Annotated in this window: 10 protein-coding genes; 1 reads left to right on the plus strand and 9 read right to left on the minus strand. The window is 69.6% G+C overall.

Translation table 11 applies throughout. The features are described from left to right. Positions 1 to 402: 402 nt before the first annotated feature. The 6 genes from ACWIF2_RS04975 to ACWIF2_RS05000 form a co-directional block, all read right to left on the minus strand. Entirely contained in the window at positions 403 to 3,912 is a 3,510-nt protein-coding gene (locus tag ACWIF2_RS04975; protein ID WP_454358650.1) for a DEAD/DEAH box helicase, read from the minus strand. Beyond that, positions 3,897 to 4,769 carry a hypothetical protein gene (locus tag ACWIF2_RS04980; RefSeq protein ID WP_454358651.1) on the minus strand — a complete coding sequence of 291 codons (873 nt, stop codon included), beginning with the start codon at positions 4,767 to 4,769 and terminating at the stop codon, positions 3,897 to 3,899. The genes ACWIF2_RS04975 and ACWIF2_RS04980 overlap by 16 nt, the downstream gene beginning before the upstream one ends. A 251-nt stretch (positions 4,770 to 5,020) precedes the next feature. Continuing rightward, positions 5,021 to 8,104 (minus strand): pPIWI_RE module domain-containing protein, encoded by a 3,084-nt coding sequence (locus ACWIF2_RS04985; RefSeq protein ID WP_454358652.1) that lies wholly within the window; start codon positions 8,102 to 8,104, stop codon positions 5,021 to 5,023. Positions 8,105 to 8,134: 30 nt separating this feature from the next. Beyond that, entirely contained in the window at positions 8,135 to 11,833 is a 3,699-nt protein-coding gene (locus tag ACWIF2_RS04990) for a pPIWI_RE_Z domain-containing protein (RefSeq protein ID WP_454358653.1), read from the minus strand. After that, the gene (locus ACWIF2_RS04995) at positions 11,826 to 13,058 is read right to left on the minus strand and encodes a restriction endonuclease-related protein (RefSeq protein ID WP_454358654.1); all 1,233 of its coding nucleotides are present in this window, start codon (positions 13,056 to 13,058) and stop codon (positions 11,826 to 11,828) included. The genes ACWIF2_RS04990 and ACWIF2_RS04995 overlap by 8 nt, the downstream gene beginning before the upstream one ends. A 23-nt stretch (positions 13,059 to 13,081) precedes the next feature. Next, positions 13,082 to 14,764: a PD-(D/E)XK nuclease family protein gene (locus ACWIF2_RS05000; protein ID WP_454358655.1), complete on the minus strand. Its 1,683-nt coding sequence runs from the start codon at positions 14,762 to 14,764 to the stop codon at positions 13,082 to 13,084. A 133-nt stretch (positions 14,765 to 14,897) separates the two neighbouring features. Between ACWIF2_RS05000 and ACWIF2_RS05005 the strand changes: the two genes are divergently transcribed. After that, positions 14,898 to 16,439 carry a serine/threonine-protein kinase gene (locus tag ACWIF2_RS05005; RefSeq protein ID WP_454358656.1) on the plus strand — a complete coding sequence of 514 codons (1,542 nt, stop codon included), beginning with the start codon at positions 14,898 to 14,900 and terminating at the stop codon, positions 16,437 to 16,439. Between the two features lie 47 nt (positions 16,440 to 16,486). Here ACWIF2_RS05005 and ACWIF2_RS05010 read toward each other — a convergent pair whose 3' ends face one another. The 3 genes from ACWIF2_RS05010 to ACWIF2_RS05020 form a co-directional block, all read right to left on the minus strand. Further along, positions 16,487 to 18,490 carry an N-6 DNA methylase gene (locus ACWIF2_RS05010; RefSeq protein WP_454358657.1) on the minus strand — a complete coding sequence of 668 codons (2,004 nt, stop codon included), beginning with the start codon at positions 18,488 to 18,490 and terminating at the stop codon, positions 16,487 to 16,489. A gap of 887 nt (positions 18,491 to 19,377) precedes the next feature. After that, complete coding sequence (locus ACWIF2_RS05015) at positions 19,378 to 20,004, minus strand: hypothetical protein (RefSeq protein ID WP_454358658.1); 627 nt, start codon at positions 20,002 to 20,004, stop codon at positions 19,378 to 19,380. Between the two features lie 112 nt (positions 20,005 to 20,116). Beyond that, positions 20,117 to 25,450 carry a sacsin N-terminal ATP-binding-like domain-containing protein gene (locus ACWIF2_RS05020; RefSeq protein WP_454358659.1) on the minus strand — a complete coding sequence of 1,778 codons (5,334 nt, stop codon included), beginning with the start codon at positions 25,448 to 25,450 and terminating at the stop codon, positions 20,117 to 20,119. Between the last annotated feature and the right edge of the window lie 203 nt (positions 25,451 to 25,653).

Genomic DNA, 25,653 nt, shown 5'->3' on the forward strand with positions numbered 1-25,653 from the left:
CGCTCGCACTGCAGTCGCAGCATGAACCGAGCCGACACCTCCAGAGCAAGATCCGGACGATGTCCGGACCAGCTCCCGACCGAAGGCTGCGCCAACTACCGTTTCGCCTGGTCAATGTGGACGCAGCACTGTAATCAATTGGGTTTCTAGAGCTACAGTCTGGCGTCCAGGGGAGTTCCCGCCGGACCATTCGCGGACCAAAAGATCTCCGACGGACCCAACCCACGAGCCGCCCTCATAAGCGCAGCGATCCGTGGATACCGGTAAGCAGCGCCGAACCGTCGGCACCCGTACTTCCGTGTCAACGCCTCCACGGGCGGCGGCAAGTCGGTGACTCTGCGGTCATCGCCCTCCCCTTGAACCGCAGTCCCCGCGCTTGGTTCCCTGCGACAGGTCCAAGCGCTACCGGACGCGCCGGGTGGTGATGAGCTGACCGTTGTGGAGGCGGTGGTTGAGGTCGAGGCCGCTGTCGAGCATCGCGAGGACATCGAGGTGGCGGTCGGCGGGCACGGTCGCCACCCGGCGACGGTCGCGGCCGACGCGGATGGTCGGGTGGCGCTCGCTAGGCCGTGCGACGCTGACCTGGCCGTCGGGTGTCCCTGCTGCCAGCCGAGTTAGCGGGGTGGTGGCGGCGCGGTTGTCGAGGAGCTGGTTGATCGGGTCGGAGGGGGTTCGGACGTAGTCGAGGAGGTCCTGGACCTCGTAGTCGTTCGCCTCGTACTGCCGTGTCCAGCCGTCGATGTGGTGCTGGGCGGTCCACTGCCGCAGGCCGGCCGACCGGTGCCCCAGGCGGGCGGCGTCGCGGCCGAGGAGGTGGGCGATGCGTCGGGAGGTGATGCCGGAGGTGAGCAGGGTCAGGGCCTGCTCGGTGTCGACGCCGTGGCGGATGTGCCAGGCGGTGTGCGTGTTGAGCCTGGGTGCGCCGGGAGAGAGCACGGGGCTGGTGTTGACCAGGTTGATGAGGGCGCCGACGGTCCAGCTCAGGGAGTGCCCGAAGGCGGTACTGATGTTGCGTACCGCCTGTTCGAGCGCCCACCCGGCAGCGACGCCGGGCTGCCAGGAACGGGCGAGGTCAGGAATCGTGGTGCCGGAGATCCACTCGCGGAGCGCGGGAGCGATCGGGACGTTCATCTGTGTGCCCCGTGTCTCCTTGTCCTTGAAGCTCCAGGTCTTGGTGACCTCCGGGACGTGGGCGAGTAGACGGTCGAAGACCTGGTGCTCGGTGAGGAAGTCGAGGGTGCGTTGCAGCGACCATTCCTCCGGTTCGGCGAGCCGGTCGCCTCCGATGGCGTCGTCCGCCGTGTGCCGGTCGAGCAGCACGGCCAACTGGTTCGCGAGCCAGTCGAGGTAGCGGGCCGACCCCAGGCTGGTGCCGGTGGCGGCCCACCGGCCTGCCTGGGCCGGGTCGGTGGTCTCGAACACGGTGGCAACCTTGTCCGCGAGGGTGAGCCACCGGCTGGTTTGCCGCCCGTTGCCTCTCTGGGACAGGGCGAACAGTGCGTCCAGGGCGTCGATGGGATTGCTTTGCGGCGTCGGTGAGGAAGCGTGGAGCTGCAGGACGAGCCAGACGAACGAGGCAAAGTCTGCGGCGATACCATCCGCCAGCGCGAAGACTCCGTCAGCGTCCTGTCGCAGGGTGTCCTCGGCGTCAGCGAGTGCGGTCAGGGCCTCGTCGGTCAGCAGTGCGGAAACGACGCGCAACTGCTCCGGGTCGGGGTTGAGGGAGTCGAACTCGTCGGGGCGGGGCGGGTAGGGGCGGGTCAGGAAGATCCACCCCTCGCTCTCCCGACCGGCCCGCCCGGCGCGGCCGATGGCGTTGAGGAGCTCGGCGGGGGACAGGGTGCGCTGGCCGTCGTAGGTGAGCGGGTCGCCGTCGACCTTGTGGTGGATGATGACGGTGCGCACGGGCAGGTTGACGCCGTCGGTGAGGGTGCTGGTGCTGGCGATCGCCAGGAGCTCGTTGCGACGCAGCGCGCCCTCGACGGCGTGCAGGACATCCTCGGGTAGGGCGCCGTGGTGGTAGGCGACGCCGTGCCGGGTGCAGCGCACTAGCGGGTGTTCCGTGCCGAGCGTGTCGGCGAGGTAGTCGGTCAGAGCCTCGGCTTCGGGCCGCTCGGGCAGGCACTCGGCGATGGCGAGTGCCGCGTCACGGGCTGCCCGCCGGGTGCCGACAACCATCAGCACGCTGCCGACCGCAGCGAGTTCCGCGGCGCCAGCGGCGAAGACTTGGTAGTCGGCGATCCCGCCTGGCAGACGGGTCCGCGCGTTCCACCGGCCTGCGGAGCCGGCGAAGCGCCGCGTGCCCACCTCTCCGGTAGTCAGTCGGGCGATGGCGGACGAGGCGGTCGGCCGGACATCGAGGAGGGTCTCGACGGGCACGGTGGCGAGCACCGGCGAGGCATGCTTTGCCGTCGGTCGCCGCTCCGTCAACTCGGCCTGCTCCGCCATGAGGTTCGGATACATGAGCCCGTGCATCCGGCGCGGCCCCCGCCAGGTGTCGGTGAAGTAGACCTCCCGTTCGGGGCGCTCCGGGTCGAGCCACGAGGCGATATCGCCCCTATTGCCGACCGCCGCGGACAGCAGCACGAGTCGGATGTCCTTACGAGCCTGCAGCAGCGTGAGCAGGCTCTCCAGCACGAAGCCGCGCCGCCCCTGGCCCAGGTGGTGGGCCTCGTCGACGACGACCAGCCCGACCTCCGCCAGTGCTTCGCCGGGGTGGTTGCGGATCATGTGCATGAGCCGCTCCGGGGTGACGATCTCCACGTCCCCGCCGTCCGGCTGGGCCGAGGAGGTCCAGGTGCCCAGCGGAAAATCCGGTTGCTCTGCAGCCAGGCGCCGCCCGAGCACCCGCAGCCGGCCCCGCAGTGTCCCGCGCATCTCCCGCCCCAGGCTGCGCATCGGCGACACGTACACCACGCGCCCGGGGCGCTGCGCCAGGTGCGAGCAGATCACCAGCTGCGCCATCAGCGTCTTGCCCGCGCTGGTCGGTACACTGATCAGGCTTCGAGACGTCGCCGGGTCGAGCGGATTGCCGCGCTTGAGCATCAGGAGCTGGCGCTGCGGCGGCCAGAGCGTCATCACTGGCGGCTCCGACAGTGCGAAGCTCCGCGACACTGCCCGGGGAGTGCCCGGGGGGAGCAGTTGGTACAGGCTGCTGGCCGCCATCTCCCCGCTCAGCTGGTACAGATGCGCGGCAACCCACCGCGCGAGCCGGTCGCCCCGGCCGGCCGCCTGCGTCATCACGTCCCGCAGCAGCCGCTGCGCCGCCAGCAGATCCCGTTCCTCGCCCACTGCCAGGAACTGGTACAGGTGGAAGACGGCCTCCACAACGGCCGCTGCGGGCCCGTACATGGTCCCCGCCAGGGACTCGCGGCGCATCATTGCCCTCACCCCACGCAGCTGCCGCCTCCACGCACGCAGCGCCCGGCCCAGCTCCGGGCGGTCGAAGCCGAGAAAGATGACGCCGGCCTCTACCGCCAGGGTGCCGATGTGCCCGCGCACTTCACCGGTGATGTCGACGAGAGCACGGACCTGCCGGTAGACGGCGGTGGCGTTCGGGTCCTGCTCGCTGCGCCGGTATCCGGCTTGGGCGGCGAAGGCGATCTGGAGCCGCTCAGCCTCGGGTCTGCGTTCGTCGCCCAGGGCGAGGTCCATCAGGTGCGCGCTTGTGGCAAAGGCTCGCCGCACCCGCACCGCGTCGTAGCCAGGAGTCTCCGGGGCGAGCGCCGCGAGCCCGTGCAGGTACCACGCCGTGGCGAGGGTCTCGTCCTCGATCTCCCGCTCACCGCGGAAGGCCGCGACCTCCAGCTCGGTCATCGCCGCCAGCAGGTCCCGTGCGCTGGGCAGCACCCCGCCCGCCCGGTGCTCGCCGAGCGCGGACGCGAGTACCTCCAAGTCTAGAGTGCGCTCCACACGTACCTCCTCACGTCCTTCGCGAAGTCTTCAAGATCCTCGATCGCCACCACTACGCCCTGCAGCGCGCCCGGGTGGGTGTGGCTGGTGAAGTGCTGGTGCGAGCGCTCGAAGGCCGTGTCCGGGATGTATTCGGCGTCGAGAGCGATGCTGACCCCGCCGTTCCCCGACGTCTTCGCGTCCACCCATTGCCGAGCTATTGAGGCAACGAACTCCCGGGTGTCGGGGGCCAGCTCCCGGCCTCCCCACGAGATCTGACCCAGGTACCGCGCCCCCCAAGTGTTCAACTGCTGCCATGCCTTGCGGATCGTGTCGCTCGGCTTCGTCTTTTCCGCGGTGAATTTCTTCATCTCCCACAACCGGAAGACGAACCCCAGCTCGCTGCCGGGCACTCGGTGGATCACCAGCCCGTCCGGCCCGCTGTCCGTCACCGTCGATGAGGGCGGGTCCAGGATCTCCACGCTGCGCCCCGGCTCGGGGGGAAGGTCGCGGGTGGAGAGATACCAGAGCCACTCGCCTACGTAGCCGGTAATGCCGGTGGTGTCGTTGGCCTCGAATACCGGGCCGGCGTAGAGCAGGACGTGGGCGCGATCGGGGCCGGTCAGCGGGGTGCCTGCCAGGGCGCTGTCGCGCCAGAGCCGGTATGCGAGGTCGTCCAGGTCGGTGCGGGCCCGCATGATCTCGTCGGCAATGATCCAGGCTGCCGCATCAAGGTCCTCGGGCTCCGGCCCGATGGTTACCACCAAGTCCCACGGGCACACCTGTCCGATGCCGCGGCTCTCCCGCTGAGTGAAGTCCACAAGGCGGCCTCCGGCGGCCCGGGCGCGCTCCATGGCCTGCAGTGCGGGTATCGACACCCGTCCCCACCCCCGCTCCTGACTCGGTGCCGAGCCCCGCGGCAACACGGATCACCCTACCCAGCAAAATCTGGTCTGTGAGGGCGGATACTGCGTGAGCGTGGCCGCGGGCCTGCTGCGGGCGCGGCCGTGCGGTGCCGGACTCGCGTGGCCGCGGCCCTGGGCACGACGGCCACCGGCCGTATGGCACAGCGACTGAGCGGTCATGATCAGTGATGGCTACCCACCGTCACCACCGAATACGGCCAGACCTACATTTCGAACAGTTGCAGCTGCCCTTCAGTGTCGACGTCGAGTGCCTCCAACTCCAAGTTCGGCACAGGCTGTTCCACCGGCGATGCGTCCTGCGCGTCATCCAAATCGTCCGAAGCGCCGGATTGGACCGCGGCCCCTGCGTCTCCCGTTTCCGCCTCGTCGTCCTTCGGTGTCGGCAGGACGTACTCCTGTGCCAGGCCGGCCAGGTGAAGTGGCAGGGGCAGGGCAAGGGCCTGGTCGTAGTCCGAGGGCTGGCGCAGAATATGGGTGAGGAGCGCGAGGGACCTCGGGTCGTCGCCGTCGTCCCGATGGCAACCGACGACGGCGATCTCCAGCAGCCCGGGCATCCAGGCCGCCTGGCCGGTGTCGATGGTGGGTTCACCCTTGCGCTTGCCCTGGGCGATCGGCCGGGGCGAGAGCTTGTCGGCGGTCACCGCCGCGTGCTTAAACTGCACGGGCTTGGCCGTCGTACTGAAGAACACGCGGGCGTCTTCAGCGGCATCCTCTGGCACCCACAAGCCCTGCTGGATGCCGTTCGCCTTGCCCTCCGGGGCTCTCCCCCACCACTGCGGAGTCTCGTTCCGGGCGCCTGCGCGGACCCGGACCATCCGCAGATCGGGGTCGAGGCGACGAGCCGGGGCGAGGCCGTCCTGCAGGCGATCCCGTTCGATCCGGCCGTCCTGGAGCCAGGTCCAGTGCGAGCGGGCGTTGTGGGCCTCGGCGAACAGGACGGTTGGTGCGGTGCGCAGGGAGGCACGCAGACCCTGAAGCCACTCGGCGGCCTCACGGCGCTGCCGTTCGCGTTCTTGGTAGCGTTTCGGGCGCTCGGTCCCACTTTCCGTCTGCACCTCAGAGGTGTCGGCCTCGTCGTCCTGTGAGCCGCGCTGGCTGGGCAGAACGGGCTTGACCTCAGCTTTTGTGGTCAGCCTCAGCAGGAGTTCGGGGTAGGGGACCCAGGCGCCTGCGCCGGAGCGTGCCTCGGGGTCCCAGCCTTCGACACGGGCCGCGTCGGTGCCGGCCGGATCGGGGGTGATCATGACGCCGACCGGGAGGTACGCGGCCCAGCGATTCCGGGTCGTACGATTCTTACGGACCATCCACAGTGCGGCATGCCGCAGTCCGTCGGGCAGTCCATCGTGCTCAGCAAGCCGGGGGAGGGTGCGCGCGCCGAGCTGCCGCAGGCCGTCGTTCCAGGCACTTAGTGTGCGGTGCCGCAGGCTGGACGCTGTTTCCGCGCCCTTGCCGTTCTCGTCGCCTGCTTCGGGCACCGTGGTGAACTGTGTGACGAAGCCTGCCTTGGCACAGCCGAGTCGCATGGCGAACTTCGGGTCGTGCAGTCTGCTTGGATATGACACGACGCGGCCGATCTCTACAAGGGCGAGGGCCGGTGCGTCGGTGGTGCGTTCCGCGGCCAGCCACTGTGCGGCGCTGTCGCGGCGGGCCACTGTCGCGGCGGTCACCTGGACGTCCTTGATATGGGTGCCGGTGGGCAGGTCGAGCGGGGCAAGGAGGCTGTCGGCGGTACGGTCACTGAGCGCGACGAGTGGGCGCATGCAGCGGACCCGCACGGTCAGCTCCGGAGCGGACCACTCGTGCACGACCGGTGCGCCGGCCGTGGCGTCGTCGTACTGCTGTGCGGTGAAGGACCCGCCGTCGCCCTTGAGGCCCAGAAGCTCGCCGAGGGAGGCCAAGGCGGCGTCGCGCAGCCGCGGTGACTGCCACAGCAGCCGTGCCTCAAGCACGGGAGCGCCGCCCTGGCGCGCTACGCCGTCGAGAGCGTCCAGCGCGTAGGCCGTCGCCAACCGGCGCTGAGCGCACCGTTCCGCCTCGACCGTCTCCTTGTCGCCCCTGGGGATGTTCGCGGGCGTGCCCCGATCGATCAGCGCGAGGTCCGGGGCGCGGCGCAGTTCGGACGTGAGGGCGCCTTCCGCCCAGGCTGTGAGCTGTGAGAGCTGGTGTGCCATGAAGCCGGGGCCTACGTCGTGCCGACCCATAGCGGTGCGGTACAGAATGCCGGCTCGGGCATCGTCGCGCAGCCAGGACGCGGGGTCGGTCAGGATCGCGTCGGCGTCCGGGAAGGGCTCGCCCAGGGGCAGTCCGGCGAGCATCGCTGCGGGGCCGCCTGCGCGCCACCGGTCGGCGAAGTCGCCCTTCTCGCCCAGGTCCTTGTCCCAGTAGCGCTCCAGAGCGGCGACGGCGAACCGCTCGCTGCGGGGCGTGCCCGGCAGGAACGGCCTGCGCGGACGCAGCAGGACGGTGGTGCTCGCACCCCACGGGAGGCGCAACCGACCTGTCTTGGCGTTGGTACGAGTGGCCCAGCGACGAACCGACCAGCGGAGGTTGAAGCGCGGCAGCGGGTCGAACGGCACGGTCTGGAGCGTGATCGACAGCGTCACCGACCACCAGGAGTCCTGCTTCTCGTCCGGTCCGGGGAACCGGATCGGCTCGGAGACGAGTTGGGCACCCTGGTCACGTGGTCCACGTGGCATGGCCCGGAAGATGAGCTGCCCACCGTCGTACGGGTACGGGCCTAGCGCGAGGATCCGGCGGGCCAGCCAGTCGGCGCTGAGGCTGTACTGGTGCGGTGACGGACGTGCGGTGCCGCCATCGGTCGGGACGTCACGCGGCAGGAGTTCATGGTGGACGGTCTCCCAGCGCGGCGGATGGGCGGCCAGTTCTGCGCTGGTCTCCTTCAGCAGGCCGCGGTACTCGGGCTCGGGCCGCAAGTCACGCAGCCAGTGCTTGAGCACGGTGTCCAGGACTGGGCCGGGGAGCGGGTCGGGGAGGTCGGCGGGCGCACACAGCCAGTGGGCCGGCGCGCCCGGGTCGCGGTCGTGGAAGGGGCGTGGCAGCGCGAGGACGTCGGGTGCGAAAGCCTGCAGGACCTGTTCCAGGCGCCAGGTCGGTGCTGTCTTCCACGGCTCCTTGCCCGCTGCCACCCGGGGCGCGTTGCACAGAGTCAGGACGGCGTCCCGCCACTGCTCGGGGAAGGGCAGGACGCGGTAGGGCGCGGTGTGAGAGGCCAAGTCGTCGGCCGGGCGCCAGGCCGTGGTGCGGGCGGAGCGGTAGACGGGTGGCATGGGACGGCTCCTCGCGAGCAAAGTCGGGGGTCAGCGATGGGTCATTGTGCGGAGGGCGTTGTAGAACGGCTGGTACAGGAGACGGACCAGAGAGCGAGCAGACGGGTCGGGGTGGGGCGGGGCGGCGTCGTGCCGGTCCGTCAGGTAGGGGTCGAGGATGCCTGCTAGGGCGTGGAGCAGGCCGTCGGTGCCCGGCACATCAGTCCCGGAGGACGGCTGGCCAGTGCTGCCGGGTGCGAGCTGTCTCGCCAGGCGAGGCGAGAAGGCGGCATCGACGAACACCACCCGGGCGGGCACTCCGCCGCGCACCAGACGGCCGATGACCTGCCAGAGCGTGACGAGTTGGTCCCAGGCGAAGGCGCGCTTCTCCCAGGCGGGCAGTGAACTGTAGGCGTATCTGCGGTTGAGCAGCCGACGCCATTCGCGGCGGCCCTGTTGGCGCAGGGCTCCGGCCGCTTCGTCCAGCGATCCCGCTTTCTCCATGAGTTCGGTGAGCGTGTGCGGGCCGTCGAGGGTGTCGCGGCGCGGCTGGTCGCGCAGCATGCCGCTCAGCCAGTCGTTGACGGCGAATACGGACAGGTCGAGGTCGTCGGGGCGGGGGTGCGGGCGGACCAGGAACAGGGCCGTGCCGAAAGCCGCTTTGCCCTCCTCGTTGAGGATATTGTGGCCACGCTCGACGGCCAGCAGCGGAGCGACCAGGACTTCTGCTGTGTCATCGTCAGCGAAGCGGGCGACGTCGCCACGCCGTAGTGTCGCCGGAGTCTCGTCCTGCTGCCCCGGGGCGGTGCCGACTGGTACGCCGCTGCCCCGGGCCTCGTCGTCCGGGATCAGCGCGCTCACCTTGCCGCGCCAGGCGTCGAACCGGTGCAGTGCCTCGGCCACCGCAGCGGCTTCCCGGTAACTGCCCACGAGGATCAGCGCTCTCCGCCGCGTCGTCTCAGGGATACGACTGATCTCCTGGCCCAGCACCGAAGAGCCACCCGGGCCCGGTTCACCGAGCCGCCGGGCCATCGCGACCGCCTGGGCGAGCCGGTCGCGCGGCGGTGTGCCGGAGAGGCTCATCGGGCGTTCGTCCCGGTCGTAGAGGAAACGGGTGGCGAACGAGGTTCGGGCCACGGCAGCCAGGGACGCATCGGTGGGCTTGAGGACGAGACTCACCGGGACGCGGACGTGGGCGCGGCTGGACTCGCCGGCCCAACTGGTACCGGACATCAACACGACGTGCGGGCCGCCACGGCCGGTGGCCGGGTCGGCGCCTAGGCTGTTCAGGTTCAGCAGTAGCTCGCGCCCGACTCCGGCACACCGGAAGAAGCGCAGGGTGCCGCCGCGGCGGCCGGCGTCGTCGCGTTCCTCGCCGTCCGGGAGGTACTGGTAGCCGAGGATGTTGCCCATGGGCGCCTCGGGCACCAGCGGGGCGTAGTCCAGCGGGACGCGCCGGGCCAGCTCCCTGCCCTGGGAGTCCAGTCGCAGGGCGGCCTCCACGTGCGGCCATAGGAAGGTGAGTCGCTCCAGCCTGTGGTGGAGGGTGCTGAGCAGCAGGAGGAAGGAGAGCCGCAGGCATAGGACGTCCCACCAGTCCTTCGTCGGCTCGGGCGGGGGCGTGGTGAATGCAGGCTGTTCGGCCCGTGCTTCCTCCGTCACCCGGTCGACGAGCTGACCGGCCAGCTCACGCACCCGATCCCTCGTGCGGCCCGCTGCCATGTGGTGCAGGAGGGCGTCGGCCGTGTCGGTGAGGACGCCGGTGAGCGGGTCGGGGGCGTCGCCTTCTCCGAACGGATCGTCGCGGAAGGCATCCCAGGCAGCCTCGAGCAGGCGGCGGGCCGGGGAGAGCGCGAGGTGCGGGGAGGGGCCCGGCTCGTCCGCCACGTCGTCATAGCCCTCGTAGAGTTCAGCGCTGTCCTCAGCCATGTCGGCCGCGGCGGACGCCTCCCGTTCCGCCTGGTACTGCTCGCCTTCGCGGTGGCACCGGGTCACATCGCGGAACAGGTCGTCTAGCAGGCTCTGCTGGAGGGTCCACGGGCTGAAGTAGGCGGGATCAGCCCACTCCCGGAGGTTCTCGTCCTTGATCAGCAGAGCGCAGAGCGGATCGACGGCAAGGGTGACGGTTCCCAGTGCCCGGTTCCACTGGGCGACCTGGCCGTCGGTCAGCGGCAGGCGGGCGCGCCTGCTCAGCTCCTCGATCTTGTAGCGGTTCAGCTGGTCGAGCCAGGAGTCGGTGTCTGGGCGAACCAGCGTGCCGGACGGGGTGAAGAGGCGGTCCAGTGCCATCTGAACGCTGTCGGCCTCGTCCACGAAAATCAGGTCGCTGCGCAGACAGGCCAGTTCCAGCTGGCGCAGCCGCTCGTCGTTGAGGTGTGCGGGCACCTGGCTCTGTACCAGGCTGGCCGGGTTGGCCACCCAGATCAGAGCGTCGACCTGCGCGCGGGCAGCCGCGTGGCGCGGGCATTCGGCCCACAGAGGGCAACCGTGCGGGCTGCCGGGCAGGCGGTCCGGGGCGTGGGCCTGGCGGGGTGCGGTGTTCCTCCGGTCGGGAGTCCATTGCTCCAGGACGACCGATTCCGGTTCCACCGGGCCGCGCTGTGGCTCAGGATGCAGCCGGGTGCATGGTGCGTCGCGGTATTGCAGAGGATCGCCGTCGACGCCGCGCAGACCGCTCACTGCGCAGGCGGTGCTCAGCAGGTCGAAGCCGGGGTCGTCGTGGTCGAGGAGGTTGTCGAATCCGCGGGCGGAGAGCCGTCGGTGCAGCCGCTGGACGTGTTGCTCGCGTGTGGTCGTGCCGAGCACCGGCGCGACGGCGATGTCGAGTGCCTGGAAGAGACCGCACAGCCGTAGCTGTTCGGCGACGTCTCCGACGACGAGCGTGGTGCGCAGCGGGATCTTGCGCCGGGCGGCCCAGACGGCCACCAGAATCATGAACGTGCTCTTGCCGGCACCGACCATGCCGGCTAGGTGCACCATGCCGGCCAGTTCGACCTCTTCGGCCTCGGTGTAGTCCGTTCCCGCGGCATTGCGGGGCGCGAACCTGACCCCCTCCAGCCGCTGTTCCCAGTGACCGGGATGCGGGACCTCCGCCTCGCGCTCGCGCTCGTCCATCCACCGGGCCGTTGCGCGCAGTTCGGCGCGGCACACGCTGAGTGGCTCGCCGCCCCCGGGCCGTACTGCGGCAAGGTCGTGGCCGGGTGGGCTGGCGCGGACGAGTTCCTCGGGAATCGTGACCGAGGCGTTGCGGCGGCGTTCCTGGAAGGAACTCGTCCCTGCGGGGGCCGGTTTGAGGGCACGGGTGACCAGGTCCGGCAGCCGGCTGAGGGCCTGGTCGTAGACGTCCATCCGGCGCCCGGCCACCATCGGCACCACGGGTCGGGGACCGCCGGTGGTGCCGACTGGCGGCAGCTCGTAAGCCCGCAGCCTGTTGGCGATCGACCGGTAGGCGTCCAGCGCCTGCCGCCAGGCGCGCCGCCGCAGCGGCCACAGGAGGTGCCGAGCGGCGGCGAGGGCCGTGCGCTGCCACGGATGTTGCGCCAGCCCGGCGTGTTGCGCGAACGGATAACCGCCGAACAGCGCATAGGCGTCCACGGCATCCGCCGTAGGGGCAAGCCGTTCGAGCAGCCGCAGCCCCAGCTCGACGCGGCACAACTCGACGGGGCCAAACCCGTCCGGGGCTCCGGCCTCGGGCCATTCGTCCCTCAGCTCCCCCGCTACCGCCTCGCACCAGGCTTTCTCGTCACGCATCTGTGCCCTCCTGGCTGTCGGCGCGGGTGCCACGGCGCGACTCGGCCAGCCGCTGCCGGGCAGCCCGGATCAATTCGTCGTCGGTGAGCAGGCGTACGGCAGCGGCCGCTGCGGGCCGAGCTCGCTGAAACGCCTGCTGATAGCCGGGGCGCTCGCGTACCCGGTAGACAGGCACCACCCAGAACGCCTCGTCGTACGGAGGCTCGGGCCGCACGGGGCGGGCGGCTCGGCCGAGAAAGGCCGGGTGCGCCCAGTCTTTGACGTCGACGGCCCAGCGGTGGCCGTCGGGGAAGACCACCAGCAGGTCGTAGGAGTCGAAACCAGGCCACATGGTGACGTCGAGGCCCAGACCGGTGAGCCGGTCCTCCAATTCCACCTCAGCCAGTCCGGGCCCGGTGACGTGTCGGCGCAGCGGGCGCTCCAACTGGTACACAGTGCCGGCGTGAGCCGCCTCGATCAGACGGCCGACCGGCGGGTCTCCCTGCCGTCGGCAGCGATCCCGCTCACACCACCACTCTCCGCCCGCAAGCGGCGTCAGTAGTGTTCCGCAGCGACCGCACACCGCGTAACAACCGTCCCGGCTCCAGGAAAGAGGGACCTCCGGGTAGATCAGGTCGATGAGCTCCCAGGCCGGCTCCAGCGTGAAGTCGCCGTGCAAGGCGAAGAGTTCCTGGGCCGTAAGCACCGGCCGCCGCACCAACAGGCTGCGGAACTCGGTGTATGCGTCCTCCTCTCCGTGGCTGCGGCAGCGGTCCAGAGCGGTCCGCATCACCTGCTGGTCGCGATGCCGCACAGCCGGGTCGGGCGCCGAACGTTCCCATTCGCTCCACTCATGGCACAACTGGGTGGGGCGATGCGAGTACGGGTCGAGCAGAACGTCGTCCGGGCCGACAGCGTCCGACGGCAGCGACAGCGGCCAGTCCTCCAACGGGATGTTGGCACACCGCTGGACGAGTTCGGCAAGTGAGGCGGGCGGCCGGAGTCCGCCGCGCAGCCAGGCGACGACCGCCCGATCCAGGGCGAGTTGGACGACGGGTGGGTACGGAAGACAGAAGGCATCCAACCCAGTGGTGTGGTCCAGGACACACAGAGCACGGGCCACGGTAGCCAGCAGCGGCACGCCGTCATGGGCAGCCCAGGCATCGAGCGTTTCGGCGGACGAATCGAAGGTGGCAAGGGGACTCGCGGGCACGGTTTCCACTCCAGGTGGTGCGACGAGCGACATGACGGCGACAACGGGAACTTCCCTCAACCTGCGGCAGCCACGCGCTCTTTACCAGTGGCACACCAGGACAGTGCCTCGCAGCCCGTGCAGTCGTAACCGGGCCGGGGCACCGCGTCGTAGCGGGTCTCGGCGGACCAAGGCATGGTGTACGAGGCAAGGACGGTACGGGCGTGTTCGACCGTGGCCTCATCGCCCGGATCGAACTCCTCAAGGGACACCCCGTCCGGGCGCAGGATCTCCAGTTCCACGCGGGACCGTCGCGAATCGCCGCCGAGCACGCCGGCTGCCAGAAGCAGTACCGAGAGGGCGAGCTGGGGATGCTTCTCCAGTAGAACGGACCGACCGCCCGGTGGAAATGCGCTGGTCTTGGTCTCGCGAACGACCACGCCGCCGCGTTCCTCGTAGACCAGATCGCATGAGGCGATGACCACGACGTCGGACTGCGGGTCGTGGGCCATCACTCGATGCTGCGGGCGGAACCGCGTCGCCGCAGGATTGTCGAGCGGGCACCTGGCCCGGTGGGCCCGGAGCATGTCGAGGGCGGGGGCCAACTCGTCGTTCGTGAGGCCGGGCAGGTGTGCGGGCAGAGGCACCTCGCGGCACGGCGAGGCGTCCGCCGAGGCGTGCCGGGCATTGAGCCAGCCGTCGACGGCCCTGCCTCTGCGCACGGCCTCGTTCTCCTGAACGGAGGCCGGCAGCTTGAGTACGCGGGTCAGGTGGTAGCGGGCGGGACAGTCGCGGTGTGCTCTCAGGTCGCTGACCGATACCGTGCGCCGCTTGCGAGGCCGCGTGGGAGGTGGGAGCACAAGGAGAGCGGGCGCCCGCGGCACGGCTGAGCACTCGGGTAACACCTTGCAACCCGCGCAATGGACACCGGCGACGCGATCGCGGCCATCGAGGACACGGCCGAGCCGGGGCACGACATGCTGCTCGTGCAAGTCCATGATCTCGTCAGCGGTCCAGTCCGCGAAGACGTCAGTCTCCGTTGTGCGCAGAAGACGGACCCGGCCTTCGGTGAGGCCGGCGGAGTAGACCCGGACGCGTTCTGGCCGCGGCGGCGGCGCCGGGTGCCTGAGGGCTGGGGAGTGATGCTCGAAGGAAGGGATGCGGGCCGGAGTCCCGTAATACAGGACAGAGGCGATAGCGGCGAGTTCGGGCAGCGGGAGGCGCTCCTTGGCATCTCCTTTGGCGGGAATCACGAGTTCACGCAGCCTCGCGTCGTCCGAGACGTACTGCCTCCCCCAGACAGTGCGCTCGTAGTCGGTGATGCCGCGCTCGTCGGGCTCCTCAAGCGTGCGGAACGCGATCCATACGTCTGGGGCGCGGAACGTGCGCGGAAGGTCGTCGCCGTCGCGGCTTTCCTGGTCCCTGCGGCGGGCGTCGAGGTAACGCTCCGCGGCCGCCGCCGACCAGGTCACGTGCTGCGGCAGGCACCGGGAGCGCGTCCGGCGACACCGCTCCATGGCCTCTTCGATGCTCTGCGCCGCGCCGGACTCCAGTTGATCGAGCAGTTCCTGCACGAGCGCGAACGGGAACTCCTCGCGTGGAGTCTTGGACGAGACCCGTTCCGCAGCGAACACGTCGCGGCGGACACTGAGAGCACGGTTCATCGGACAACCGGGCTCCTCGTCGCGCAGATGACGGACCGGGATGCGGGCCAGGCGCCCGACGCCGACCGTACCGGGAGGGTTGTCCCAGGGCTGCACGGTGCCGACTCCTTGCAGTCTCGACGGTGAGGGCATCACCGTGACAGAGCCCTGTGAACAAAGTCAAGGCACACAAGAATCTCCTGTAGCTTGCTGTCTGACGGTTCGCCAGGAGAGGCAGGGAGTGTGTGTGGTGGAGCCATGGCCGGCGGGGAAGAAGCTCGCGGGCAGATTCAGCCGCGCCGGCGAAGGCGCATGGGGTGGCATGGGGGTCGTCTATCGGGCGACCGACGACAGGCATGCCGAGCGGGCGGTCGCGGTGAAGTTCCTGTGGCCTCGAGATCCGGAGGCCACCCTGCGCGGGTACCGGACTCCCACCCCACAAGAGCTACGGCGTTTCGACCGCGAGTGCGAAATGCACCAACGCTTCGGTGGCCGGGGCGTGCCAGCCTTCGTCCACGCCGATCTCTCCCCGCCGCGCCCGTACCTCGTCACAGAGTACGTCGACGGCGATGACCTGCATGCTTTTCTCACCCGGAACCGACCCACCCTGTCGGCTGCGGCGTGTGTGATCGTCCCGCTGCTGGAAGTGCTCGGTCGGGTGCACGGCGCGGGCGTGGTACACCGGGACGTCAAGCCAGCCAACATCCTGCTGGCCCGACGCGACGGCGTCGTATACCTCACCGACTTCGGCATCGCCCTGCCGAAAGATCCGGCGGCCACCCGGTACACCAACGGACGGACGCCCGGCACGATCGGCTACATGGCCCCGGAGATCCACCGCGGCGAACGGAACCCGGGCCCGGAGGCCGACCTCTACAGTGTCGCCTGCATCGCGTTCCAGATGGTAACTGGACGGCTGGTCTTCGAGGCCGGCCACTCCGACTACGACTTGGCCCGCCTGCACTGCGAGGAGCGGCCGCCGCTGCTCAGCGACGACGTCCCCGGCCTGCCGTCCGACATCGTGGACATCACGGACCGTATGCTCGCCAAGTCGCCCGCCGATCGGCCGCCTCTGGAACTGGCACTTGAGATCTGGCGGCCCCTGCTGCCCTCGCCGGGCGACTCCTCTCCACGCCCCGCCCTCGACCCGGACCCGACCCTGCCCCATCGCACCCCGGGGACCGCTGCGGCACCGCTCTCGGAAGCAGCGCCGACGGGTCCGCGCCGCCCTCGGGTGCATCGCCGACCCGTCGGCGGTCCCACCCGGTCCGCGCTCCGAAATCTGTGCGCCGAGGCCGAGATCGAAATCGAACGCGGCGAACCGGACAAGGCCGTCGACGAGTTGACCGCCATGCTGCTGCGCGCCGAGCAGTGCCTCCCTGGGGCGGTCCGCGAAGTGCAAAGCGCGCGCCTCGTCGTGGCCCGTGCTCAGATGCTGCGCGGAGAGACTGCCTCCGCGGGCCGCATCTGTCGGGATGTCGCCAGGCGGCTCGCGGACGCATCGGCCGGCACGGATACCGGTGAACTGCGAGCACGGGCACGGCTCGTCGCGGTCCAGGTGATGACCGCGGAAAGGAGCCCGGTCCAGGCGGTGGCCGACACTTGGCTGGAGCTGGCCGAGGAACTCGCGTCCTGGCCCGGGCCAGGACCATCCCGCCAGACCGTGGAATTCTGCCGAGAAGTAGGAGTCGAAGTGAAGGAACTTGTTCTGGACGCGAGGCAAGGTGAAGTGTCCCCGGCGCTGCCCGAGGCAATCCGCAAGCTGCTGGATAGCCTGCCAGGGCCAGCTTGAGGAACTCCGCGGAAACCGGGGCCCTGCCTCTGCCTGGGCCCGGCCCCTCACTCCTCCGTCAGCCTGCCCTGGGCCAGCAGCCCCGACAACATGGCTGAGAGCGCATCACCGTGCCTGCCCAGGTCGGCCACCGCCTCCCGGAACCGGACGAGTCGGCGGTGGACCTCCCCGATCCGCCGCTGCTGCGTCGCCGGCGCGCGCAGGACGCGGAGTCGGCGCACGTCGACGCGAGAGGAAGAGGAGGCACGCGTCCCTGCCCGCTGGTCGTTGCCTGGCGCGCTCAGACACGCAGCGAGAAAGAACGGGTCGAGCAGCGCAGGGTCGGTCCGCAGCCGGACGGTGTGGGCACCGAGCAGTCGCGGTCCGGCCGTCTCGACCCAGACGTCGAATCCGCCGGCCGCGGTCACGACCACGACATCGCCGAAGGACGTCAGAACCCCCTGTCCCTCAGCCTCCAACTCGGCGGCCTGCGCCGCGGCAATCCATGGCTCCTCACCCCGTACGGCCCATGGGGTGATGACGGGCAGAGCATCCTCGGCCTGCTCTCCCTGCTGGATCAGATCGTCAGCGAGAACCTTGCCGGGCATCACCTCGAGAGCACCGGAACGCTCCATATCACCCACGAAGATGTAGCCGAAGTCGTCCGGCGCTGCGGCACTCGCCTCGTGTTCGCGTACTGCCTTGGCCGCATCGTCCATATCCATCAGGGCCCTGTCCCAGCCGGTCCAGGCGCGGCGCAGTTCCACCGGCCCCACGGACCGCTCGGTGACGGTACGGCGAGAGGGCGTCAGGTCGGTCCCGTCACTGAGCAGTTCCGCGGTCGGCACCCTTGTGACGCCAAGTAGGTCACTGCCGCGCAGGGCCGCCACGGTGCGCTCACGCAGAGCGTCCCAGTCGACGGCCATGCCGCGACCGGTGATCGCGGTCGTCCGGCAGTCCGCAGCGTCGACGAAGGTCACCTCATCCGCGGAGTGTTCACGGGGCGTCGCCAGCAGCCACAGATGCAATCCCACCCCATGCGGCGGCGCGCTCCCGAGCGGCAGCGCGACTACGGCTCGCACGGCTCCGGTGCGTACCAACCCCGCCCGAATTCGCCGTCCGGCCCGGCGCGAAGCGACACCCGGTGGTAGGACCAGCACTGCTACTCCCCCAGGATCCAGCACGGACAGACAGTGCTGCACCCACGCCAGCTCAGGCTCGGTCCGTGGTGGCGTGCCATACGTCCAGCGAGGATCGGTCGCCAGTTCGTCGTGTCCCCAGGCACGCTCGTTGGACGGTGGATAGCTCAGAACCACGTCTGCGCGGGAGGCGTGCCGCAGGGGGGCATCAAGCAGTGTGTCCCCAGACTGCACGTGTCGCTCGCAGCCCGGGAACTCCAGAGCCAGTCTGGCTCGGGTCAGGCGAGCCACAGCAGCATCGTTGTCGACACCGGCCAGCGCAGCCGGAGGTACCTGCCCCGACCAACGCCGACCGGACGCAGCCAGTAGCGAACCCATTCCGCACGCAGGGTCCAGCACCCGACGCACCGGCGCACTGTCGTCACGGAGTTCGGCCGCCAGAGCCACCATGGTGTCGGCCAGTTGGCGGGGAGTGACGATCAACTGACGTACGTGGACGGCGTGCCAACGATCCAGCAGCACGGCGAAGGCTTCCTTCGACGACTGACGAAGGGCCAGCCGCACGACCTCGTCCGCCAGCTTCCGGTCGGCAGCGCTGGGTTCCGGGGCTCCGCGCGGCGGGTTCATCGCCGGGATCGCCAGGCGCTCCCCCGCCGAGGCCAGTAGATGAGCCATCCCGCCCCGGTCACCGAGGTCCTCGATCCGCGGCCAGAGACGGTCCCAGCCACTGGAGGACTCGTCGATCTTGCCGTGTCGTAGAAGCCAGGATTCCGCATCCGCCAGGGAGAACATGGGGCTGGCGTCAGTGCCGCCGACCGGCTTGGGGAAGTCGCTGTGCCGCCGCCTCCAGTTACTCACGGCGGCACGACCGACTCCGGCAAGCCGCGCGATCCCTGCAAGGCTGAGCGTGACCGGTTCATCTTGCTGCTCCATGGTCTCTCGTTTCAGGGATGGTCTAGCTGGATATGGCAGGCAACGATGCGCCCGAGGCGCGGTGCAGCCAGCGAGCGAAGCCTACGCGTTGACTCTGTCAATGTACTCAGGCTCAGGGTGCACGAGAGCCGTGCCCAGCAGCGAGCCGCATGCACCGCTGTCATTCCCGATGCCATGCCCGCTCCGAAGCATCTGCCACAGCGGAAGGGCAGATGTCTGGATTCGGTGGACTTTGCGCCTGGACAGCTCAGTGCGTGGATCCCCGGCTACTCCGCCATCAAGCTGCTCGTGGCCTGGCACTCCGGGGGCTCACAGAATCCTCGTGCGGTTCGTTCCGGCCGTGCGCGCGCTGACCGCGCAGAAGGCGACACCAGGTTCCCGGCTTCGGCTGGATCAACGGGGCCCGGCAGCAGCACCCGCTGGCTATCCTATAGCCGAGGCCACCGGGGACAGCCCCGTGGACAGCTTCGCCTCTGTCATCGCAACAGCCTTCGAGAACATCATCGCGGTCCCCTTAGCCGCCCGTTCAAGTATCGCCACGCACTCCACATGATGTGTCATCGGGAACACGTCGACTTCGAGGGGCAACCTGATACGCGACCGGCGTCAGGCCCACACCTTGTACTCATCAGCGAAGTAGGGCCACGGCTGCCGGCCGGCTCTGCCCTTCCGAAGCAGCTGGTCCATGCCGCGCGCCCAGGCTTGCAGATCGCTAAGCTCCAGCATGAGCTGCTCGAGTCCTGCTCTAGCCATCGTGAGCTGATGGCCGTGCCCTCGAATGACCATGACAGGCTGGGCTGTTTGCATCTCAGCTCCGCTCGGCAGTGCCCACTCAGCGTCCAACCCATGCTTGCCAAGCTCGTCAACAAGGTCGTCGGACGACAGTGTCACGGTGAAGACGAGAAGATCCCCGATGATGCCGGCACACTGCGCCGGCTGGAGCGGATAGATACCCCACGGCACGGCCATGGTGTTGCGCGCCGCGCTGTCTCCGCTGCTGAAGCAGTGCGCTGTCCCGTCAGTCGCATACGACGCAGCAGTGCCGCGTATGCGGCGTGGAACTGTCGGGCCGCTTCCTCCGCATCCCACCTGTTCCCAGCTGCCGCGATGTCGAGCGCCAGGAGCCCACGCTGCCCCGGCACGCGCATCGTCTTCAGCCCTTCCTGGTGGGCGCGGCCCAAGGCGTCACTCAGCACGGACATATGGGTGGCGTAGGGCACGCCGGTCTCGACGAGAACGGCCTTGTCCGGACCGGGGAGCGGCCCGCCAGTGTGCAGTGCCTCCGCCGCCAACCGGGTCCGTGTCAGTTGGGTGCTCTCCCGCCGCCTCGGATTCGTCTTCAGCTCGTAAAGGAGGATGTCCTGCTCGTCGTCGCCCCGATCAGGGAACACGGTCACGTCGCCGATACGCGGACAGTCGGTGATGTCATGCAGCAGTGCGAAGCACCTGTTCTCCATCCACTGCTGCTCCGCGAACTGGATCTCATGGACCGTGCCCTCCTTACTGAGGGTCATCGGCCCCGGTGGTTCGTGGAACTCGGCGGCAAAGTGGACCGAGGGCGGGCATGCGTGGATGGAGCGAGCCACCTCCGTCGTCCCACGGCCAGCCGGGCACGAACTTCTTGATTCAGCCAAGGTTGAATCGGAGCCTCAGCTGAGTGCTGACCAGTTCGTAGCCCGCGAGGTCGGGGGCGCCGAATGGGTTGGGCAGGACGGTGATGTTGCGGCGGTCGCGATCGAGGACGTGAGAGACGTACACGATGAAGTACGTCTCGTCCGGCTTCAGGCGAGAAGCGCGTCGAACTTCGGATTCGCCGAGGATGATCTCGCCGCTGTCGCCGGTGGATGCCTTGACCTCGTAGAGGTAGGTCGTGTCGCCGTCGTGGATGAGGAAGTCGTAGCCGAGCCGGTCGTCCCCCGGCTGCGCGCCGGCGAGCCCGTGGACTCGCAGGCCGGACTTCCATGAGTCCTGTGGTTCGACCCCGAACTGCTCTTGCAGCCACGCGGCCACCGCCGCCTCCCCCGCAAGGCCCACGGCCAATGTCCGGTCTTGGTCGCTCGCGGGGACCTGGTACGAACCGCTGTACGACCTTGCACCGGACGACGAGAAGGTGCGTGGCTGCGGAATGCGGGGCGCGAGCGCCGTGGCGGACGTGGCCGAGGTGGCCCGCTGCTTAGGCGTGAGGTCTGCGGCTACCTCGCGGGCGAGCGCCGCCAGGTCGTCGGGCCGGGCCGACACGGGCCTGCCGTTCAGCATTACATGGGGGCCGGGTGCGGACCCTCCGTGTCCGCACCCGCCCGTGGCTCCGCCGGTGCTCCCCGCGGGCTCCGGGGGACGTGTCGCGGCCAGTCCGAGGTCTGCGCGCCGGTCTGATGGAGGCATGTCTTGGGGCCAGTGGCCGCGGGCCCTAAGCGAGGCGATCAATGCCTTCACGGACAGGACTTCGAAGTCCAGCAGGCCGTCGTCGTCCAGTTCCCGCAGGACGTCCTGGGCGGAGGGCAGCACCGTGGGGCGGCTTGCGGGATGGAGGCACTCCCATCCCTCGATCAGTTGCCGCAGCCGTGGTACCTGCTTGTGCACCGCTGTGCTGGATGCCTCGCGTACCTCGGCCAGCGGCCTCAGCGGGCGTGACGTCGACGAGGGTACTGGAAGCTGTTTCAACAGCCAGGCGTCCGCGTGGGCTTGGAGGAGTTCGTCGGAGAGATGCCACAGCGTCGTGTGCCAGGCCGGGTCCGGCGCGAATAGGGAGAGGTCGCGCAGCTTCACGTACCCGGCCAGGGACCATCCAGACCGGTGGACGTCCCTATAGGCGTCCCTGATCCGCTCGGCGAGCGCGGGACGGTTCCGCTGAAGCCATGCCGCGAAATGCCGTTCATGCCGGTCCCTGTTGTCGATCTCCGGGAGGCCCAGGGCGCGCCATGCGCGGTTGGCGTCGGCCAGGGGCACGGATATGGCGCTCAGTTGCCGTTCCCGATCGTCGTCCTTCAGCAACCGCATGAGCTGTTCCGCGTTCGGTGCGCCGATCCGGTCGGTGAGCCAGGTAAGGAGGGCGGCGCGGTCGGAGAAGTCGTCGGCGTGTTGCCGCAGTTGTTCCGCGAGGTCGAGATCGAGGCAGGCGAGGAGGGGGACAAGCCGCGCGCTACCGGAACGCTGTGACGCCCGCTCGGCGAGGACGGCGTGCAGTTGGTGCGGCCGCAGGTCCAGGACGTCCGTGAGATCCTCCTCCGGGACGTGGTCAGTCTTCAGGCCGCGTTCCTCCAGTTTGGTTAGCGCCTTCCACAGCGGGTCTGCGAGGTAGGGTGCGCCGATGAGGGCAGCCACGGCTGGGGCGGCGGTGCGGAGCACTCGCCAGCCGGTACGCGGCTCGCGGTGCACGACGACCACACGGGGCCAGTCTGGGTGCGGGTGCAGCAGGGCTCGGTCCGCTCCGTGCTCGGTGAGGCGGTGGCCGGCGATCCAGAGGACGGCCTCGCCAGCCACGGTCACGTCGCAGCGATGCAGTAGCCCGGCCACGTCGGCCGCGGCCACGGGCTCCGGACGGGACGCTCGTTCCTCGTCGAACTCCACCAGGGCCGCGACCAGGGTGAGCAGCCAGGATCCCGCGTACTCCGTCAACGGCACGTGCGGTGCGTCACGGACGGGCAATCCGTCGGCGTGGATGTCATGCGCGGCCTCGCCGCACCGCTGGACGTCGAACGTTGTCCTCCGTTGGAGGAAGGCGTGGACCCGGCCGCCCAGTGCCCTGTCCCGTACCGGGATCACGGGCACGGGGACCCGGTCCAGAAGGGCTCGGTTCTGGGCCCCGTCAGGATCCGGGACGAAGACCGTCTCGTCCGTCTCCGCCGGGTCCAGCGAGGCGAGGGCGCCAGCGCGGGTCACCAGCAGCCGGCGCGGCGCCGCGGGCTGCCCGCCGTTGGCGGTGCGCGTCCCGCCCTCCGCCGGCAGCAGCTGCGCCCACGCCTTTTCGTACTCCCGTCCGATCTCGTGCGCGAGTCTTCCTTCCCTGAGGTGGACGTTGGCCTGCACCAGGTCCGGCAGGTGGCGGAGCCGGTCGAGCGCGGTGCCGGCATCGTCCCAGGAGCGGATGCCGAGCAGGCCGAGCCGTGCCACGAGCTTGGCGGACCGCCTGCTGCGCAAGGAAGCCGGCACCACGCCGAGGAACTGGGGCGGGGGCTGCGTGCCGTGCCACCACCAGGCCGTGCCGGCGGTGGCGAACACGGTCCCCTCCGAGGTGGCGCTCGGGGCGGCCGTCTGCGGGATCCACGGTGCGTGGTTGAGGAAGGCGGACAGCGGAGTGGGCCAGGGGGTCCCGGTGGGATCGCTGTGGCGTACGAATTGCATCTCCAGTGCGGAGTCGGCCCAGGCGAACGCGAGGCCGTTGACGATGAGCTCCGCGTAGAGTCTGCGGTCCTCCTCGGAGAAGGCGGCGTAGTCGTCCTGACCAGGCAGCATGGCCGCGGCACGGGAGCGTGAGTGGTACTCCACGCTGATGTAGCCGACCGTACGCCGGTTCCGCCAGCGCTCGGCGCTCGTCCGCCACTGCGGCAGCAGATCCGGCCGGTCCGGGGCCCAGAAACGGGAGGGCCGGTTGAGGGCGTCTCCCCTGACACTGGTGCGGAAGGTCTCGTACCGGGGACGGAGGCCATGAGCGACGTGGTGCCGTTCGAGGAAGCGCCGCATGGCCTCCACGGGGATCGCGTCGCCGCACAGCTCGTCGGGGCGGACGAGGAGCCGTCCTTCCGTCTGGGTGAGCACGGGAGACAGTTCCCGGACGCGCTCCAGGAATCGGGTCAGGGTGTCGTCGACGGAGGAGTGCTCGGCGGGCCATCCCGGCCCGAACATGGCACGGCTCGCGTCGATCCAGCCGGCCCGGGTCAGTACGTGGAGATTCCCCAGGAAGGGAGCCCTGCGGCCCTCCGTCTCCAGGGCGTGGGAGACCGCGCAGGCGTAGCGGAGGCAGGCCAGCCGTACGCCGTTGTCCTCGCTGTCCGCGCTCAGTGCGGCTGCAACGACCGCGAGCACCCGGTCGGCGCCGTAGTCGTGGACGAGGTTCGCGGTCCTGAGCCACTTGCGGCCCTGGGCTCTGCGCTTGCGGCCCTTGCCGGACCAGGCGATGCCCTCGTGCACGAAGTGCAGGCGGTCGGACAGGCCGTCGGGCAGGGTCGGCAGGGAGCCGCCCTGCGGAGTGTCGCGGTCGAAGAAGACGCCGTCCGCGCCGGCCGGTGCCGTCGTCGATCTGGAAGTAATGACGATCCGCTTGCCGGTCAGGGCCGAGCCGTCGGGGAACGCCTGGGAGAGGTCGTAGTAGAAGTCCGCCCACCATCCGGGATCAAAGGTGTCACGTACGGCGACCCCGGCGAGCCCTTCCGCCCACGACGCGAGGCGCTCTGCGGAGGGTTCGAGGCGCGTGCCCGCGCTCCTGGCCAGGGACGCCAGCCGCCGCAACCGAAGGGGGTGCAGATGCGGATCGAGGAGATCCATGACCCCCGTGGCGGCGACGGCGTGCGGGGTGAAGATCGTGGAGCCGTCCTTCCCTTCCCACAGAAGGGCACGGTGCAGGGAGGTGCGAGCCCCGGGTGTCGTTCCGATCGCCGGGATGAACGGCACGTGGGCGATGCCATTGTCTAGCCGTTGGAAGGCAGACGTCAGCCGTGCCAGTGCCTTGGGCTGCCAGCACATCAGGTCGACGAGCGCGCCGGGCGGAATCGGTGCCCGCCTGTCCGCCGCTGCGAGCACCGCGCGGCCGCACACCTCAGCCACTGTGTCGAGCAGCAGGCCGTTCCATGGCACCGCCTCGTTGAACGAACGACGGTTCATCTCCGCGAAGAACGGTGCGTGGACATAGCCGCGGACGGGTGCCGGGATCTGCTCGCCCATCGGTAGGAAGGCGTAGAGCCGCCCGTCCCGTAGGGGATCGGCGACCGGTACGGCGACCCGTACCTCGGCCTTCTTCTCCCAGGCCATCCAGTCGCGTCGCATCCCGCTCTTCTCGATCGACGCGGCGAGCGCCTCCCGGGCGCGGTCCGGGTCGGCCTTCCCACAGACGACGATCAGACGCATCCGCCGACGCAAGGTGACCTGCTGCACCTTCAGGCCACGGGCGTGGTGCAGCACCTCCACCTGACGGTCATACGTCCTGCGCCGGGTCTCCCCCGCGGCCCGCCACTCCAGCCGGACACGTTCCAGCCGGTCGAGGAACAGCTCGAACGGGGCGTTGTCGTCCATGAGTTCCCGCACCTGCGCCCCGGCGGCCGAGCGCGCGTCGGCTGACTTCAGCGGCAGACGGATGACGGTGACAAAGCCCCGGCGCGCGAAGCCTTGGACGGTCTTCGGCGGCTCCTCCAGGAAGACTGGCACCTTCAGCGTGAGCAGGTTCTCCTTCAAGTAGTCGGCGAAACCATCGCGTTCGGGCGCCACCTCCCGGGCGAGCGCGTCGTAGTCGTCGAGCCGGGCGAACCGGAAGGTGAACCCGTCGAGGAGCCGGGACCCCTCCCTGGCCACGCTGTAGACCTCGGGCGCGTCGCACAGGTGCAGCACGCTCTTGAAACCGACTCCCTTGTGGCCGATCCCGGCGTCGGCACGCTTGCTGGAAAGGGCGATGCTGCACAGGTCCTTGAAGTTCTTGCCGCCGAACGGCTTGCCGCGATTGGCCACATAAAGGGTGCCATGCTCACCCTCGTCCTCGTCCAACCGGATCTCGATGCGTCCGTCGGTGGCTCTGGCCGGGTGCGCGTCGTGCGCGTTCTGCAACAACTCGATGAGCACCCGGCCCTCGTACTCGGGCGCGATGATCGTCTCGGCCACGGCCTTAGCCTCGCGGGCCGCGTCACGGCCGTCGTCCCAGTCCCGCAGACAGCCGCGCACCTCGACCAACGCCTTCTCGTGCACACGCCTGCGCACAGCGGCCGACCGGCGCTGCCGCGCACGCTCCGCCGACGGTCGCCAGCCCCCCGCTGCCATACCGCTGCTCCCCACCCCGTCCGCCTCCCGCCCCACTCTGCCGGTGATCCTACTGAGCGCGAAGGAGCCTTGAAGGGCGTTTGACACCGGCGGCCCTGTGGCTCCGTAGCATGCCCGTTTGATCAAAGCGCTCGTACGCTGCAAGCCGGGTAGCGGGCAAGCGGATCCCGAAGCGGGCCCATTGCGTAGGGCCTTCCGGACTG

The organism is Streptomyces sp. NPDC055506, assembly GCF_053643595.1.

What these genes read in the sequence shown, in the direction of transcription:
- ACWIF2_RS04990 (WP_454358653.1), bottom strand. Translation starts at nt 11,833, where the DNA reads ATGCGTGACGAGAAAGCCTGGTGCGAGGCGGTAGCGGGGGAGCTGAGG.
- ACWIF2_RS05020 (WP_454358659.1), bottom strand. Translation starts at nt 25,450, where the DNA reads ATGGCAGCGGGGGGCTGGCGACCGTCGGCGGAGCGTGCGCGGCAGCGC.
- ACWIF2_RS04995 (WP_454358654.1), bottom strand. Translation starts at nt 13,058, where the DNA reads ATGTCGCTCGTCGCACCACCTGGAGTGGAAACCGTGCCCGCGAGTCCC.
- ACWIF2_RS04985 (WP_454358652.1), bottom strand. Translation starts at nt 8,104, where the DNA reads ATGCCACCCGTCTACCGCTCCGCCCGCACCACGGCCTGGCGCCCGGCC.
- ACWIF2_RS05010 (WP_454358657.1), bottom strand. Translation starts at nt 18,490, where the DNA reads ATGGAGCAGCAAGATGAACCGGTCACGCTCAGCCTTGCAGGGATCGCG.
- ACWIF2_RS05015 (WP_454358658.1), bottom strand. Translation starts at nt 20,004, where the DNA reads ATGACCCTCAGTAAGGAGGGCACGGTCCATGAGATCCAGTTCGCGGAG.